The sequence below is a fragment of the Frankia umida genome (genome assembly GCF_023242945.1).
GTDB lineage: Bacteria > Actinomycetota > Actinomycetes > Frankiales > Frankiaceae > Frankia > Frankia umida.
Genome location: NZ_JALKFT010000007.1, coordinates 192,139 through 206,094, shown reverse-complemented (window position 1 = coordinate 206,094; position 13,956 = coordinate 192,139). Strand labels below are relative to the sequence as shown.

9 protein-coding genes and 1 pseudogene are annotated in these 13,956 nt (G+C 72.4%); 9 read left to right on the top strand and 1 reads right to left on the bottom strand.

Annotation, left to right across the window (positions count from 1 at the left end; translation table 11 throughout):
• Nucleotides 1-3: 3 nt before the first annotated feature.
• Entirely contained in the window at nucleotides 4-1,032 is a 1,029-nt protein-coding gene (locus MXD59_RS09760; protein WP_163547345.1) for an AAA family ATPase, read from the bottom strand.
• A gap of 695 nt (nucleotides 1,033-1,727) precedes the next feature.
• Between MXD59_RS09760 and mraZ the strand changes: the two genes are divergently transcribed.
• The 9 genes and pseudogenes from mraZ to ftsW form a co-directional block, all read left to right on the top strand.
• Nucleotides 1,728-2,159 carry a division/cell wall cluster transcriptional repressor MraZ gene (gene mraZ / locus MXD59_RS09755; protein ID WP_248812737.1) on the top strand — a complete coding sequence of 144 codons (432 nt, stop codon included), beginning with the start codon at nucleotides 1,728-1,730 and terminating at the stop codon, nucleotides 2,157-2,159.
• A gap of 166 nt (nucleotides 2,160-2,325) precedes the next feature.
• Nucleotides 2,326-3,309, top strand: coding sequence for a 16S rRNA (cytosine(1402)-N(4))-methyltransferase RsmH (rsmH, locus tag MXD59_RS09750; protein WP_248824405.1), 984 nt, complete (start codon nucleotides 2,326-2,328; stop codon nucleotides 3,307-3,309).
• Complete coding sequence (gene ftsL / locus MXD59_RS09745; protein ID WP_248824404.1) at nucleotides 3,306-4,133, top strand: cell division protein FtsL; 828 nt, start codon at nucleotides 3,306-3,308, stop codon at nucleotides 4,131-4,133. Before rsmH ends, ftsL begins: the two co-directional genes overlap by 4 nt.
• A gap of 467 nt (nucleotides 4,134-4,600) precedes the next feature.
• Nucleotides 4,601-6,310 carry a peptidoglycan D,D-transpeptidase FtsI family protein gene (locus MXD59_RS09740; protein ID WP_248824403.1) on the top strand — a complete coding sequence of 570 codons (1,710 nt, stop codon included), beginning with the start codon at nucleotides 4,601-4,603 and terminating at the stop codon, nucleotides 6,308-6,310.
• A 131-nt stretch (nucleotides 6,311-6,441) separates the two neighbouring features.
• A complete protein-coding gene (locus MXD59_RS09735; RefSeq protein WP_248824402.1) occupies nucleotides 6,442-8,070 on the top strand; it encodes a UDP-N-acetylmuramoyl-L-alanyl-D-glutamate--2,6-diaminopimelate ligase in 1,629 nt (542 codons plus the stop codon).
• Complete coding sequence (locus MXD59_RS09730) at nucleotides 8,067-9,728, top strand: UDP-N-acetylmuramoyl-tripeptide--D-alanyl-D-alanine ligase (RefSeq protein WP_248824401.1); 1,662 nt, start codon at nucleotides 8,067-8,069, stop codon at nucleotides 9,726-9,728. Before MXD59_RS09735 ends, MXD59_RS09730 begins: the two co-directional genes overlap by 4 nt.
• 49 nt (nucleotides 9,729-9,777) lie before the next feature.
• A complete protein-coding gene (gene mraY, locus MXD59_RS09725; protein ID WP_248812704.1) occupies nucleotides 9,778-10,845 on the top strand; it encodes a phospho-N-acetylmuramoyl-pentapeptide-transferase in 1,068 nt (355 codons plus the stop codon).
• A 4-nt stretch (nucleotides 10,846-10,849) separates the two neighbouring features.
• Nucleotides 10,850-12,337: a UDP-N-acetylmuramoyl-L-alanine--D-glutamate ligase gene (gene murD, locus MXD59_RS09720; RefSeq protein WP_248824400.1), complete on the top strand. Its 1,488-nt coding sequence runs from the start codon at nucleotides 10,850-10,852 to the stop codon at nucleotides 12,335-12,337.
• Nucleotides 12,338-12,520: 183 nt separating this feature from the next.
• Nucleotides 12,521-13,888, top strand: a pseudogene (gene ftsW / locus MXD59_RS09715) (putative lipid II flippase FtsW); the annotation flags it as partial.
• Nucleotides 13,889-13,956 lie beyond the last annotated feature (68 nt).

Below are 13,956 nucleotides of genomic sequence, written 5' to 3'. Positions count from 1 at the left end.
GCTCTAACGACCGTGGCGCAGCGGGCGTGCCCCGCCGGGTCGGACAACGGGCACCCGATCCAGAATGTCGGCCAGAATACGGCCGCATACCTCGGTGGCCGGCTCACCGGAAAGCAGGATCTCCGGATGGGCCAGCAGCCGGTGGGCCAGCACCGGAATCGCCATCTCCTGGACGTCGTCGGGTAGGACGAAGGCCCGCTGGTCGAGGGCGGCCCGCGCCCGGGCGGTGCGGATGAGGTGCAGCGCCGCCCGCGGAGAGGCGCCGAGCGACACATCGGGATGCGCGCGGGTGGCGCCGACCAGATCGACGATGTACTGGCGTACCTCGGGGGAGACGTGCACCGTGCGAACCAGGGCGACGAGCCGGATGATCTCGGCGGCGTCGGTGACCGGGGTGACGCCGGTCAGCGGATTGTTGCTGCCGTGCGAGTCGAGCATCGCCATCTCGGCGGCGGGTGACGGGTAGCCCATCGAGATACGGGCGGTGAAACGGTCGCGCTGGGCCTCGGGAAGCGCCCGGGTGCCTTCCATCTCCACCGGGTTCTGGGTGGCGATCACCATGAACGGCGGTTCGAGCCGGTAGGTGACGCCGTCGACGGTGACCTGGTGCTCCTCCATGCATTCGAGCAGGGCCGACTGCGCCTTGGGCTCGGCCCGGTTGATCTCGTCGCCGACGACGATGTTCGCGAACACCGGGCCCGGCCGGAACTCGAAGTCGCGGGTGCCCTGGTTGTAGACGCTCACGCCGGTGACGTCACCGGGCAGCAGATCCGGCGTGAACTGGATGCGGCGCACGCGGGCGTCGATGGAACGGGCCAGGGCCTTGGCCAGCATCGTCTTGCCGACGCCGGGCACGTCCTCGATAAGCAGGTGGCCTTCGGAGAGCAGCACCACGAGCGCGGTGGTGATCGCCTCGCCCTTGCCGTCGATGACGGTCTCGACCGAGGCGCGCACGCGCCCGGCCACCTCGGCGAGATGACCGATGTCGGTCACCGGGTCACGCCAGTGACGCAGACCAGGATCGGTCACCACCAGTGTCCCCCTCCGGGAGTCGGTCGTTCGGGTGTCGATGCGTTCGGGCGCGCGTTCGGGTGCCGAGACCGCGAGGGGCTCGGCACCGGGTGGCACCGCCCGCGAGCGTCTCGTCACCGGTCGGTGCGCGGCTTGTTCAGGCGGTGCCCGTTTCTTTTGAGTGTGACATCCGCAGGTCCGCCGCAGGAGACGGTGGTCGCGGAATCTCACGTCCTCGCGCTTGTGTACGGACAGCCGCCGGACGGACTCGACCGACGCCCACAGATCGGTGCCGGGTTGGTACGGGGTTGGTCGGGGCCCCCGGGCGGGGGTCACCCACCCGTGCCGGAGGCGTTCCACCGACGTGCGATCTGGTCGACCGAGGCGTTGCAGGTAGAGCCTGTTTCTGTCTGGTTTTCGCGGTTTATACCACCCCGTAACAGGGCATAGCAGACGCCCGCTGATGGAGTGTTCCTGGTGGGTTGGTGCGGGGTGTCGAGGGGGTGTTGGGTGGGGGGTAGTGGAGTAGAGTGGCGCGCAGTGGGGGGCATCAGCGTGCAGATGGGCCTGCGGATGGGTTCTGTAGGTGAGCCCAGCGGGTGGGCCTGGCGAACGGGCCCGGCGAACAGGTCCTGCGGATGGGCCCGGCGGCCGGTTCTGGGCTGTCGGGCGCTGTCCTCCCGGTAAGGGGTCGTGGCAGGGAGGTCGAGGGCGCCGTGTTCCTCGGCAGTCACACGCCGCGGCTGGATGACAAAGGGCGGTTGACGCTGCCCGCGAAGTTCCGGGACGAGCTGGAAGGGGGGCTGGTGATCACCAAGGGTCAGGAACGCTGCCTGTACGTCTTTCCGATGGCGGAGTTCACCCGGATCAGCGAGTCCCTGCGCACAGCTCCGGTAACCGCCAAGGCGTTGCGTGACTACAGCCGGATCTTCTTCTCGTCCGCCGCTGACGACGTACCCGATCGGCAGGGACGAATTACCATTCCCGGCCCGCTGCGCGCCTATGCGGGTTTGGTCCGCGAGTGCGTCGTCAACGGTGCGAACACCAGGGTCGAGGTGTGGGACGCCACGCGTTGGCAGACCTACCTGGACAGCCAGGAGGAATCGTTCGCCGAGCTGTCCGAGGAGGTCCTGCCCGGAGTGATCTGAGTCGTCCTGGGCCGTGCCTGTCGCGGCCCGCCCGGCCCGCCTCCCGTTCACCTTCACCGGCCGCCTCTTCCCCGGCGACCGGCGCCAGGTGGGCGTGGAAGCCCTCACGCACAGCTGAAGAAGACGAGGTTCACGAGCGGTCGAGGGAGGCTCAGCACTGAACGCGATGCACACGCCTGTGCTGACCGACCGGGTACTCGATCTGCTCGCCCCGGCCCTGACCACGCCGGGTTCCGTGGTGGTGGACGCGACCGTGGGTCTTGGTGGGCACACCGCCGCGCTGCTCGAACGGTTCCCCGAGCTCCAGGTGATCGGGCTCGACCGCGACCCGGAGGCGCTCGCGCGCAGCCAGGCCCGCCTGGATGTCGTCGCCGGCGGCCGGTTCCGGCTGGTCCAGGCCGTCTACGACGAGATCGGCGAGGTGCTGGCGCGCCTGGGTCGGGCCTCCGTGCGCGGAGTGCTGTTCGACCTCGGGGTGTCGTCGCTGCAACTCGACACCGACGAACGCGGTTTCGCCTACTCCCGGGACGCCCCGCTGGACATGCGGATGGACGGCGGCGACAGCGGCGGGCAGACCGCGGCCGACATCCTCAACCATTACGACGCCGCGGCCCTCGCCCGCGTTCTGCGGGTCTACGGCGAGGAGCGGTTCGCCCGACGCATCGCCGAGGCGGTCGTGCGAGCCCGCGCCGACACGCCGTTCACCACCTCGGCCCGCCTGGTCGACCTGGTCCGCGACGCGATTCCGGCGCCGGCCCGGCGCACCGGCGGCAACCCGGCCAAACGCACCTTCCAGGCACTGCGCATCGAGGTCAACACCGAGCTGGACGTCCTGGCCCGGGCGCTGCCCGCGGCCTTCGACGCCCTCGACGTCGGCGGGCGTGTGGTGGTCCTGTCCTACCACTCGCTGGAGGACCGGATCGTCAAGCACCAGCTGGCGCCGTACGCGCAGACGCTGGTCCCGCCGGACATGCCGGTGATCCCGGCGGGTGCCGCGCCCCGGCTGCGCTGGCTGACCCGGGGTGCCGAACCCGCGAGCGAAGCAGAGAAGTCCGACAACCCGCGGGCGGCCTCCGTCCGACTGCGGGCCGCCGAACGTACGGCCCCGAACCCGGGTCAGGCCCGGCCCACCATCGGAGGTGCATCGTGACCGCCACCGCGCAGCCGCTTTCCCGCGACGATCGCGCTGCCCGTCCGGCCTCCTCCGGTCGCGCCGCCACCTCGGGCCGGTCCGGTTCGACGGGTCGTACCGGTTCGTCGGGCCGGACGGGTTCGGCCGGTCGCGCCCGGTCCGCGGCGACCCGGTCGGCCCAGGAACCGCCGGCGGGCCCACCGATCCCGCCGGGTCGCGCCGCGTCGATGCGGGCGGCGGCACCGGCCCGCTCGGCCGCCGCGACCGCTCCTGTCCTCGAGCCGGTATCGCGACGCGCACCCGTGCGGGTGCGGCTCACGGTCGTGCGGCCGGCGCCGCCGGGAGCCCGCAAGGGTCCCTTCGTCTTCCTGCTGCTCATACTGCTCGGCGCCGGGCTGCTCGGGCTGCTGCTGCTCAACCTGGCGCTGATGGAAGGCTCCTTCCAGGAGTCCAAGCTGCGCACCCGGGCGGCGTCGCTCGCGGACGCCCAGCAGGCCCTCACGCTCCAGGCCGACCAGCTCTCCGACCCGGCGGCCCTGGCCGCCGCGGCCGCCCGCGACGGCATGGTGCCCGGTGGCGTCCCGCAGTATGTCGCCCCCGGCTCGCCGCTGCCCGCCGGTGCCCGGGTGCTGTCCCGGTCGCCGGAAGGCGGTGCCATCCTCGTGATCGTGCCCGCGCCGGCCGACCAGCAGGCCGCGACACAACAGCCGGCCGCGTCCGATCCGCGGGACACGACGGCAGCGACCACCGGGACGAGCGCGACCACCGCGGATGCCCCCGCGGCCGGTGGTGACGCCGCCGCGACCGGCGCGCAGGCCGGGCCGGGTGACACCGGACGGTGAGCCCGAGCGAGCGCGGCCCGTCAGGCTCCGACGCCCGCCGCCCATCGGAGGGCAGGACCTCCGGGTCTCGCACGTCAGCCGCGCGCCCGTCGGAATCGGGCAGATCCCCGGCCGGCCGGACGTCGGGCACCCGGGCATCGACCTCCCGTAGCTCGCAGACCCGAAGCTCGGCGACACGAGGTGCTGGGACACGAGGTGCTGGGACACGCGGGTCCGCACCGCGCGGCGCTGGCACCGGGACCACCGGAAGTCGCGGCGTCGGCGCCCGGGCGTCCACGCGGGGGGAGTCGTCCCCGCGGGGGTCGGCGACCCGGGGGGCGGTGACGCGCGCGTCGAGGACGCGGGGCTCGGCGGGTCGACTGGCTGACGGTCTGCGTGGCGGGGGGCGTCCGGGCGGCGGCCGGCGACCGCCACGGCCGGTGGTACCGCGGACCTACCGCCTGGGCAGCCCGCGTCGGCGGGTCCGGGTGACGGTCGTGCTCATGGTGGGACTGCTCGGCGTTCTCGCGCTGCGACTGACCCAGCTGCAGGGGATCTCCGCGTCGAGGTACGCGGCCCAGGCCGAGGCGCAGCGGCTGCGGGTCATCCAGCTGCCCGCGGCCCGCGGTGCCATCACCGACCGGACCGGGCACACCCTCGCCCAGCACGTCGAGCTGCGCGCCGTCTACGCCAACCCGTCGAACATCAAGAACGTGCCGCTCACCGCGGCCAGGCTCGCCCCGCTGCTCGGCGAGAGCGTCGCGACGCTGACGAAGCGGATGACCACCGACCCGGACGCGGGCGTCAAGTTCGTCTACCTGGCCCGGCGACTCACCCCGCAGGTCGGCGACAAGGTCACCAGACTGGGACTGGCCGGTATCGGGATCACCGAGGAACGCGGGCGCACCTACCCGGGTGGGTCGCTGGCGGCGAACGTCATCGGGTTCATGCGCAGCGGCGAGGGCGACGCTCTCGTCGGCGGTGGCGGCATGGAGCTCGAATACGACCAGCAGCTGCGCGGCGCCGACGGCAAACGCCAGCTGATGGCCAACCCGGAGGGCATCGAGATCCCCTCCGGACGTACCTCCCAGACAGATCCGGTGCCGGGTTCGGCGTTGCGGCTCACCCTGGACCGGGACATCCAGTGGAGCGCCCAGAACGCCATCGCCGAGGCCGTTCAGTCGTCCCAGGCAGACGGCGGCACCGTCGTCGTGATGGACCCGCGCACCGGCGACATCCTGGCGATGGCCGACGCGCCCACGTTCGACCCGAACCACATCACCGCCAAGGACACCGCCGCGCTGGGTAACCGTGCCACTCGGGACGCCTACGAGCCCGGCAGCGTCAACAAGGTGATCACGATGGCGGCGGCGCTGGACCAGGGGCTGATCACCGACCAGACACCGGTGACCATCCCGCCGTCCATCGTGCGAGGCGGGGTGAGCATCGAGGACTCCGAGAAGCACGGTGTGGAGCACCTGACGACGGCCGGTGTGCTGGCCCGCTCGAGCAACATCGGCACCGTGGAGATCGCCGACCAGGTCGGGCGGGCAGGACTCGAACGGGCGCTGCGGGCCTTCGGTCTCGGCGCCCGGACCGGGCTGCACTTCCCTGGTGAGGGCAGCGGCCTGCTGCCATCCTCGAAGGACTGGTCGGGCAGCCAGGCGGCCACCATCTCCTACGGTCAGGGCATGTCGGCGACCGCCCTGCAGATGGCCTCGGTGTACGCCACGGTCGCCAACGGCGGCGTGCGGGTCACCCCGCGCCTCGTCGACGCCGTCACCGGCCCGGACGGTGTCGTCACCACCGCCGCGCATCCGCCCGGCCAGCGGGTCATCAGCGCGCAGACCGCCTCGACGCTGACCGCGATGCTCGAGACGGTCGCCACCAACGAGGGCACCGCGCCGCTCGCCCAGGTTCCCGGCTACCGGGTCGCCGGCAAGACGGGCACCGCCTACCGGCCCGACCCGGTGCACGGCGGCTACCAGGGGTACACGTCGTCGTTCATCGGGTTCGCCCCGGCCGACGCCCCGCGGGTGGTGGTCGAGGTCGTCCTCGACAACCCGAAGAACGGGTACTACGGCGGGCAGGTCGCCGCGCCGGTGTTCCAGAAGGTGATGAGCTTCGCGCTGACCACCCTCGGGGTGCCGCAGCCGACGACGAAGCCCTCCCCGCTCGTCCTCGACCTTGACCAATAGCCGCGGATGCCCCGCGTGTCCAGGCTCGTTCGGCGAGTCGGGCCCGGGCCCGGGCGTGTCCGGGGCAGGACCACCCCCATGCCCGGGCGCCCGTGCGGATGCCCGTGCCGGCGCCCACTAAGGTCGTCAGCGTGACCTCTCCGGCACCCCGACCGGCCGCCACCGCGCCCTGTGCCCTGGCTGACCTGCGCACGGTCCTCGCCGACACCGGCGCGGACGCCGCTTTCGACGCCGCGGCCGTCCTCGGTGTCACCCACGACTCCCGGCAGGTTCGTCCGGGGGATCTGTACGCGGCCCTGCCCGGGGCACATGTGCATGGTGCCCGGTTCGCCGCGCAGGCGTTCGCCGCGGGTGCGGTGGCCGTGCTCACCGATCCCGCGGGCGCCCATCTGATCGCCACCGACAGTGACCGCGATGGTTCGCCGACTCCGGCCTTGGCCTTGTCGTCGCTCTCGGCCGCAGGGTCGGCGCCGGTACCGGTGCTGGTGAGCGCCGATCCGCGGCGCGACCTCGCCGCGGTGGCCGCCCGGGTGTACGGCGACCCGTCAGCCCGGCTGCGGCTGCTCGGCGTCACCGGCACGAACGGCAAGACGACGACCGCCTTCCTGCTGGACGCGGGTCTGCGGGCCGCCGGCCACACCACGGGGCTGATCGGCACGGTGGAGACCCGCGTCGGCGCGCAGCGGCTGGCCAGCGCCCACACCACCCCGGAGGCCAGCGATCTGCAGGCGCTGCTGGCGCTGATGGTGGAACGCGGCGTCGACGCCGCCGCGATGGAGATCTCCAGCCACGCGCTGGCCCAGCACCGCGCGGACGCGCTGCACGTCGCCGGTGCGCTGTTCACCAATCTCAGCCAGGATCACCTGGACTTCCATCCGACGATGGAGGACTACTTCGAGGCCAAGGCGACCCTGTTCGCGCCCGGACGCGCCGACGTGGCCGTGATCGGCGTCGCCGACCCGTGGGGCCGCCGCCTCGCCGCCCGCCGCCCGGACGCGATCACCTTCGCCGTCGAGGGCCCGGCGGACTGGACGGTCGCGCAGCTGTCCGCCGGCCCCACCGGCTCGGACCTGGTCGCCCACGGCCCGCGCGGCCTGCGGGTACCGCTGTCGGTGCCGCTGCCCGGCCGGTTCAACGTCGCGAACGCGCTCGGCGCCCTGGCACTGCTCGTCGCGGTCGGTGTCGACGCGAACCGAGCGGCCGCGGGCATCGGCGCGCTGCCCGGCGTCCCCGGACGGATGGAACGGGTCGAGGCCGGGCAGCCGTTCCTCGCCCTCGTCGACTTCGCGCACACCCCCGACGCGGTGACCACACTGCTGGAGACCGTCCGGCCGCTGGTGAAGGGCCGCCTGATCACCGTGCTCGGCTGCGGCGGTGACCGGGACCGTGGCAAACGTCCGCTGATGGGCGAGGCCGCCGCGACACTCGCCGACCTCGCGATCCTGACCAGCGACAACCCGCGCTCCGAGGACCCGGCGGCCATCCTGGCCGAGATGCTCGCCGGTGTTCCCGCGCACCTGCGGGTGGACAGTCGCGTCCTGGTGCGGCCGGACCGGTCCACCGCCATCGCCGCCGCGGTGGCCGCCGCCGGCCCGCAGGACGCCGTCGTCGTCGCGGGCAAGGGCCATGAATCCGGCCAGGAACAGGCCGGTGTGATCACCCCGTTCGACGACCGCATCGTGCTGCGGGCCGCGCTGGACGCCCTGGACGCGGGCCATCGGGCCGCGGCCGAGGGCCCGACGGGTCGGGTGCGTGGATGATCCCGCTCACCCTCGCCGAGGTCACCGCGGCCACCGGTGGCCGCCTCGAGGCCGGTGCGGACCCGGCTGCCCTGGTGCGTGGCGTGACGGTCGACTCGCGGCTGGTCGCCCCCGGTACCCTGTTCGTCGCGATCGTCGGCGAACGGGTGGACGGGCACGACCACGCCGCCGAGGCGATCGCCGCGGGCGCCCCCGCGGTGCTGGCCACCCGCGCGGTGACGGTGCCCTCGGTGCGGGTCGACGACCCGCTGGCGGCACTGGCGGGGCTGGCGGCCCTGGTGCGTGACCGGTCGCCGGCGGCCGTCGTCGCGGTCACCGGCTCCGCCGGCAAGACCACCACCAAGGATCTGCTGGCGGATCTGCTCGGCGAGATCGGTCCGACGATCTGGCCGCCGGGTTCGTTCAACAACGAGATCGGCCTGCCCCTGACCCTGCTGCGCACCGAACCCGACACCGCGTTCGTCGTGCTCGAGATGGGCGCGCGCGGGCTCGGTCACATCGCGGCCCTGTGCGCGATCGCCCGTCCCAGCGTCGGCGTGGTGCTGAACGTGGGCAGCGCCCACGTCGGCGAGTACGCCGACGGCCGGGCCGGGATCGCGAAGGCCAAGGGCGAACTCGCCGAGAGCGCCACCGACACCGTCATCCTCAACGCCGACGACCCCCTCGTCGCCGCCATGGCCACCCGTGTCCGTCGCACCGCCCAGGTGATCACCTTCACCCAGGCCGCCGACGTCGGCGGGCAGCCACCGGCCTCGCCACCGGCGGCGCTGGTGACCGAGGTGGGGGCGCGGCAGGTGCGGGTGGACACGGCCGGGCGGGCGTCCTTCGTGCTGGTCGCCGGGGGAGAGCGGCATCCGGTGACGCTCGGGCTGGTCGGCGCGCACCAGGTCGCCAACGCGCTGGCGGCGGCGGCGGTCGCACTGCGGCTGGGGCTGCCGGCGGCGCGGGTGGCGGCGACCCTCACGGCCGCCCGGCCACGCAGCCGCTGGCGGATGGAGGTCAGCCGGACCGGGGCCGGGGTCACGATCGTCAACGACGCGTACAACGCGAACCCGGAGTCGATGCGTGCCGCGCTGCACACCCTGATCGGTCTGCGCGGGTCGGGCCGGGCCTTCGCCGTACTGGGTGGAATGGGTGAACTCGGTACGGTGGCCGACGAGGCACACGATGACCTTGGACGGCTCACCGTCGACCTCGGCATCGACCGGCTCGTCGCCGTCGGCGCAGCGGCCCGCCGCGTCCACGCCGCCGCCGAGACCGCACTGGCCACCAGCGGTGTCAGCGGTGGTGACGGTGTCGGTGAGGACGCTGTCGGCGGCAGGTCGTCGACGTGGGTCGCGGATGCCGACGCGGCGGTCGCGGCGGTGGTGGCGCAGGCGCGGGTGGGTGACGTCGTCCTGGTGAAGGCGAGCCGGTCGTACGGGCTGGAACGGGTCGCGCAGGACCTGGCCGCGGCGTTCGGCCCAGCGCAGGACAGTGCGGCTGGCAGGGACAGTGCGGCTGGCAGGGACAGTGCGGCCGGCAGCGGCAGTGCGGCTGGCAGTGACAGTGCGGCCGGTAGCGGCAGTGCGGCCGGCAGTGACAGGGGAACTGGTCAGAACAGCGGGGTCGGCCGGGGAGTCGGCACGCGGGTCGGTGCGGAGATCGAGGGGATATGAGGACGGACGGCTGTCGGCATCGACGTGATCCTGCGGGTGGGACGTCCGGGTGAGGGGCGTACTGATAGCGGCGCTGGTCGCGCTGGTGGTGTCGTTGCTGGGCACGCCCTGGGTGATCCGGCTGTTCCGCCGGCAGGGTTACGGGCAGGAGATCCGCGAGGACGGGCCGTCCAGCCACCTGACCAAGCGCGGTACCCCCACGATGGGCGGCACCGTGATCATCCTGGCCACGTTGGTGGGCTACTTCCTGGCCCATCTGGTGACCGGGATCGGCTTCACCGCGTCCGGACTTCTCGTGTTGCTGGTGATGACCGGGCTTGGGCTGGTCGGGTTCCTGGACGACTGGATCAAGATCCGTAAGCAGCGCAGCCTGGGCCTGACCGCGCGGATGAAGTTCGCCGGCCAGGCCGCGGTGGCGCTGGCGTTCGGCCTGCTCGCGGTGCGGTTCAAGAACCACGACGGGCTGCTGCCGGGCTCGACGTACATCTCGATCGTGCGGGACACGTCGATCTCGGTGGGAATCATCGCGTTCCCGTTGCTGGCCTGGATCATCATCGCGGCGACGTCGAACGCGGTGAACCTCACCGATGGTCTGGACGGGCTCGCCGCCGGAACCTCGGCGATGGTCTTCGGCGCGTACGTCGTCATCTCGTTCTGGCAGTTCGGTAACCAGTGTGGGTCGGCTGCCGACCAGTCGGGCTGCTACCTGGTGCGTGACCCGTTGGACGTGGCACTGGTCGCGGCGGCGGCGATGGGCGCCTGTTTCGGTTTCCTGTGGTGGAACGCGAGTCCCGCGAAGATCTTCATGGGGGACACCGGGTCGCTGGCGCTCGGCGGTGCGTTCGCCAGCATCGCCATCGTCAGCCGGACCGAACTGCTGCTGGTGGTCCTCGGCGGGCTGTTCGTGATCGAGACCCTGTCCGTCCTGATCCAGGTGGCCTTCTTCAAGGCGACGAAGAAGCGTGTGTTCAACATGGCGCCGATCCACCATCACTTCGAACTCGCCGAATGGCCCGAGACAACAGTGATCATCCGCTTCTGGATCGTCTCCGGCCTCGCGGTGGCGTTCGGCCTCGGCCTGTTCTACGCCGAGTTCCTGAATCACGGCGGAGGGTAGCAGCATGTCGGGCGGCGCCTCGAACGACCCCATCCGACCGGCACCAGCCGACCCTGCGACGCCCACGGGCCGGCCCGAGTCCGTTGGCTGGCCCGAGTCCGTTGGCTGGCCCGAGTCCGTTGGCCAGGCCGAGTCCGCTGGCCAGACGGAGTGGGCGGGACGGTCGGTGCTGGTCGTGGGGATCGGGGTGTCCGGGGCGGCGGCGGCGCGGACGCTGCTGACCCGCGGGGCCCGGGTGCGCGTCGTCGACGCCGGGGATGGCGAACGGCAGCGGGCTGCGGCCTCCCGGCTGCGTGAACTCGGCGCCACGGTCGAGCTTGGCGGACTCCCGGCCGGCCCGGGCGGTGCGTCGCTGGTCGTCACCTCGCCCGGCGTGCCCCCCACCGCGCCGTTGATCACCGCTTCGGCCGCGACGGGGGTACCCGTCTGGGGGGAGGTGGAGCTCGCCTGGCGGCTGCGAGGTTCGGCCGACTGGTTGGCCATCACGGGCACCAACGGCAAGACCACGACGACCGAGATGCTCGGCGCGATCCTGGTCGCCGGTGGGCTGCGCGCGACCACCGCCGGCAACATCGGCACCCCGATCGTCGAGGCTGTCGACGCCGATCCTCCCTATGAGGCGCTGGCCGTCGAGCTGTCCAGCTTCCAGCTGCACTACACCGAGCGCCTCGTCCCGTTCGCGGCGACGGTGCTCAACATCGCACCCGACCACCTCGACTGGCATGGCGGTGCCGAGGCGTACGCCTCGGCGAAGGGACGGATCTTCGCGGCCGAGCAGACCATTGCCATTGGTAACGCCGACGACCCCGCGAGCCTGCGTCTGCTGGCCAAAGCCCACGGCCGCCACGTCCTGTTCGGACGTGAACTTCCTGGTGAGGGCGTTACAGTCACTGAAGGTCACATTGTGGATCATGCTTTTGGTGGCGGCCGAATCGTTGCTGTCCGTGACCTTCAGGTGATGGGGGATCACATGATCTCCAACGCGCTGGCCGCCACGGCACTCGCGCGTGCCCGGGGAATCGCGCCCGACGCGATCGGTGCGGCGCTCACGGGATTTCGCGCCGGGGCCCATCGCAACGCGCAGGTGGCCGTCGTGAACGGCGTCCGCTGGGTGGACGACAGCAAGGCGACGAACCCGCACGCGGCCGCCGCGTCGCTGGCCGGCTACTCCTCGGTGGTGTGGATCGCCGGCGGGCTGAACAAGGGCCTGGACTTCGATGACCTTGTTCGGACGGCCGGTGGGGTGCTGCGCGCGGCCGTCCTGATCGGTACCTGTGCGGATGAGATCGCTGCCGCCCTCGCCCGACACGCCCCCGATGTCCCGCTGGAACGGGCTGCCGGCATGGACGATGCGGTGAGGGTTGCGGCATCGTTCGCCCGGGCGGGCGACACGGTGCTCCTCGCGCCGGCCGCCGCATCCATGGACATGTTTCGCGACTACGCGGCCCGCGGTGACCAGTTCGCGGAGGCGGTACACGCGCGAGAGGGGTGAGGCGTGGCGGGGTCGGGGCCGGAACGCGGTTCTGGGGCACAACGCGGTTCCGGGCCACAACGCGGTTCCGGGCCACAACGGGGTTCCGGGGCGCCGCGGGGTGCCGGGTCACCGCGCGGTTCCGGACCGCAACGAGGCTCCGGGTCGCCGCGGCGTGACGGGCCGTCACGTGACGAGGTTCCGGTGCGGCCGCGGTCGGTCGCGGTGGTAGGCGGGGCAGGCGAGCAGGACCGGGAGGCGGTGTCGCGGATGCCGCTGCTGGACCGGCCGCTGGCGTCCTACTACCTGTTGCTGTCCTCGGTCGGTCTGCTGCTGCTGCTCGGCCTGGTCATGGTGCTCTCGGCGTCCAGCGTACGGTCGTACGCGGACTCCGGCTCGTCCTACACGTTGTTCATCCGGCAGGCGATCTGGGTGGGCATCGGTGTGCCGATCGCCGTGCTGGCCAGCCGCCTGCCGGTGCGGGTCTTCCGGGGGGTGGCCTACCCTCTGCTCGGCCTCACGATCTTCCTGTTGCTGGTGGTGCTCGTCCCGGGGATCGGCAGTGTCCGCGGCGGTGCCCGGCAGTGGATCGTGGTCGGTCCGATCACGGTGCAGCCCAGCGAGCTGGTGAAGATCGCGCTGGTGCTGTGGTGCGCCGATCTGCTGGTGCGCAAGCGCCGCCGGCTCACGGAGGCCAAGCACCTGCTGGTGCCCCTGGTGCCGATGTTCCTGTTCATCGACCTGCTGATCCTGCTCGAGCCGGATCTCGGCGGCGCGATCTGCGTGACCGTCGTGCCGCTGACCATCCTGTGGGTGGTCGGCACCCCGAAGCGCTTCTACGCCGCGATGCTCGTGGCGATCATCGTCGCCGCGACGATGCTGGCGGTGCTGGAGCCCTATCGGATGCGCCGCCTGCTGTCGTTCACCGATCCCTTCGCGGACGCCAACGGGGATGGCTTCCAGGCCGTTCAGGGCATCTACGCGCTCTCGACGGGTGGCTGGTGGGGTGAGGGGCTCGGCGCGTCCGTGGAGAAGTGGCCCGACCTTCTGCCGGCGGTACACACCGACTTCATCCTGGCGATCATCGGGGAGGAGCTGGGGCTGGTCGGCAGCCTGGTGGTGGTGGGCCTGTTCGGGGTGCTCGGCTACGCGGGGCTGCGCATCGCGCACCGCAGTGACGACCTGTTCGTCCGGCTCGCCGCCGCCGGCGTCACCGCGTGGATCATCGTGCAGGCGGTGGTGAACATGGGCGCCGTCGTCGGCCTGCTGCCGATCACCGGAGTGACCCTGCCCCTGGTGTCGTTCGGCGGTTCGTCGTTGCTGCCCACACTGCTGGCGCTGGGCATGCTGCTCGCCTTCGCCCGGTCCGAACCGGCTGCCGCCGAGTACCTGCGGCGACGCGCCGAGGAACGGCGGGCGGCCCGGGCCATCCCGATCCGGGTGCGGACCAAGCGGCTGCTCCCCGGTCGGCGTCCGCGCCGTCCGGTGCTCGGCCTGGTGACCATCGAGGGCAACCGCATCGACCCGTCCCAGGCCGGCCGCTCGGGTGGCCGCGGCCGGCCCCGTGGGCGCGGGTCGCGCCAGCCACGCGTACCCAGCCAGCCGCGCACACCGCGTGAGCCGCGCACACCGCGCGCACC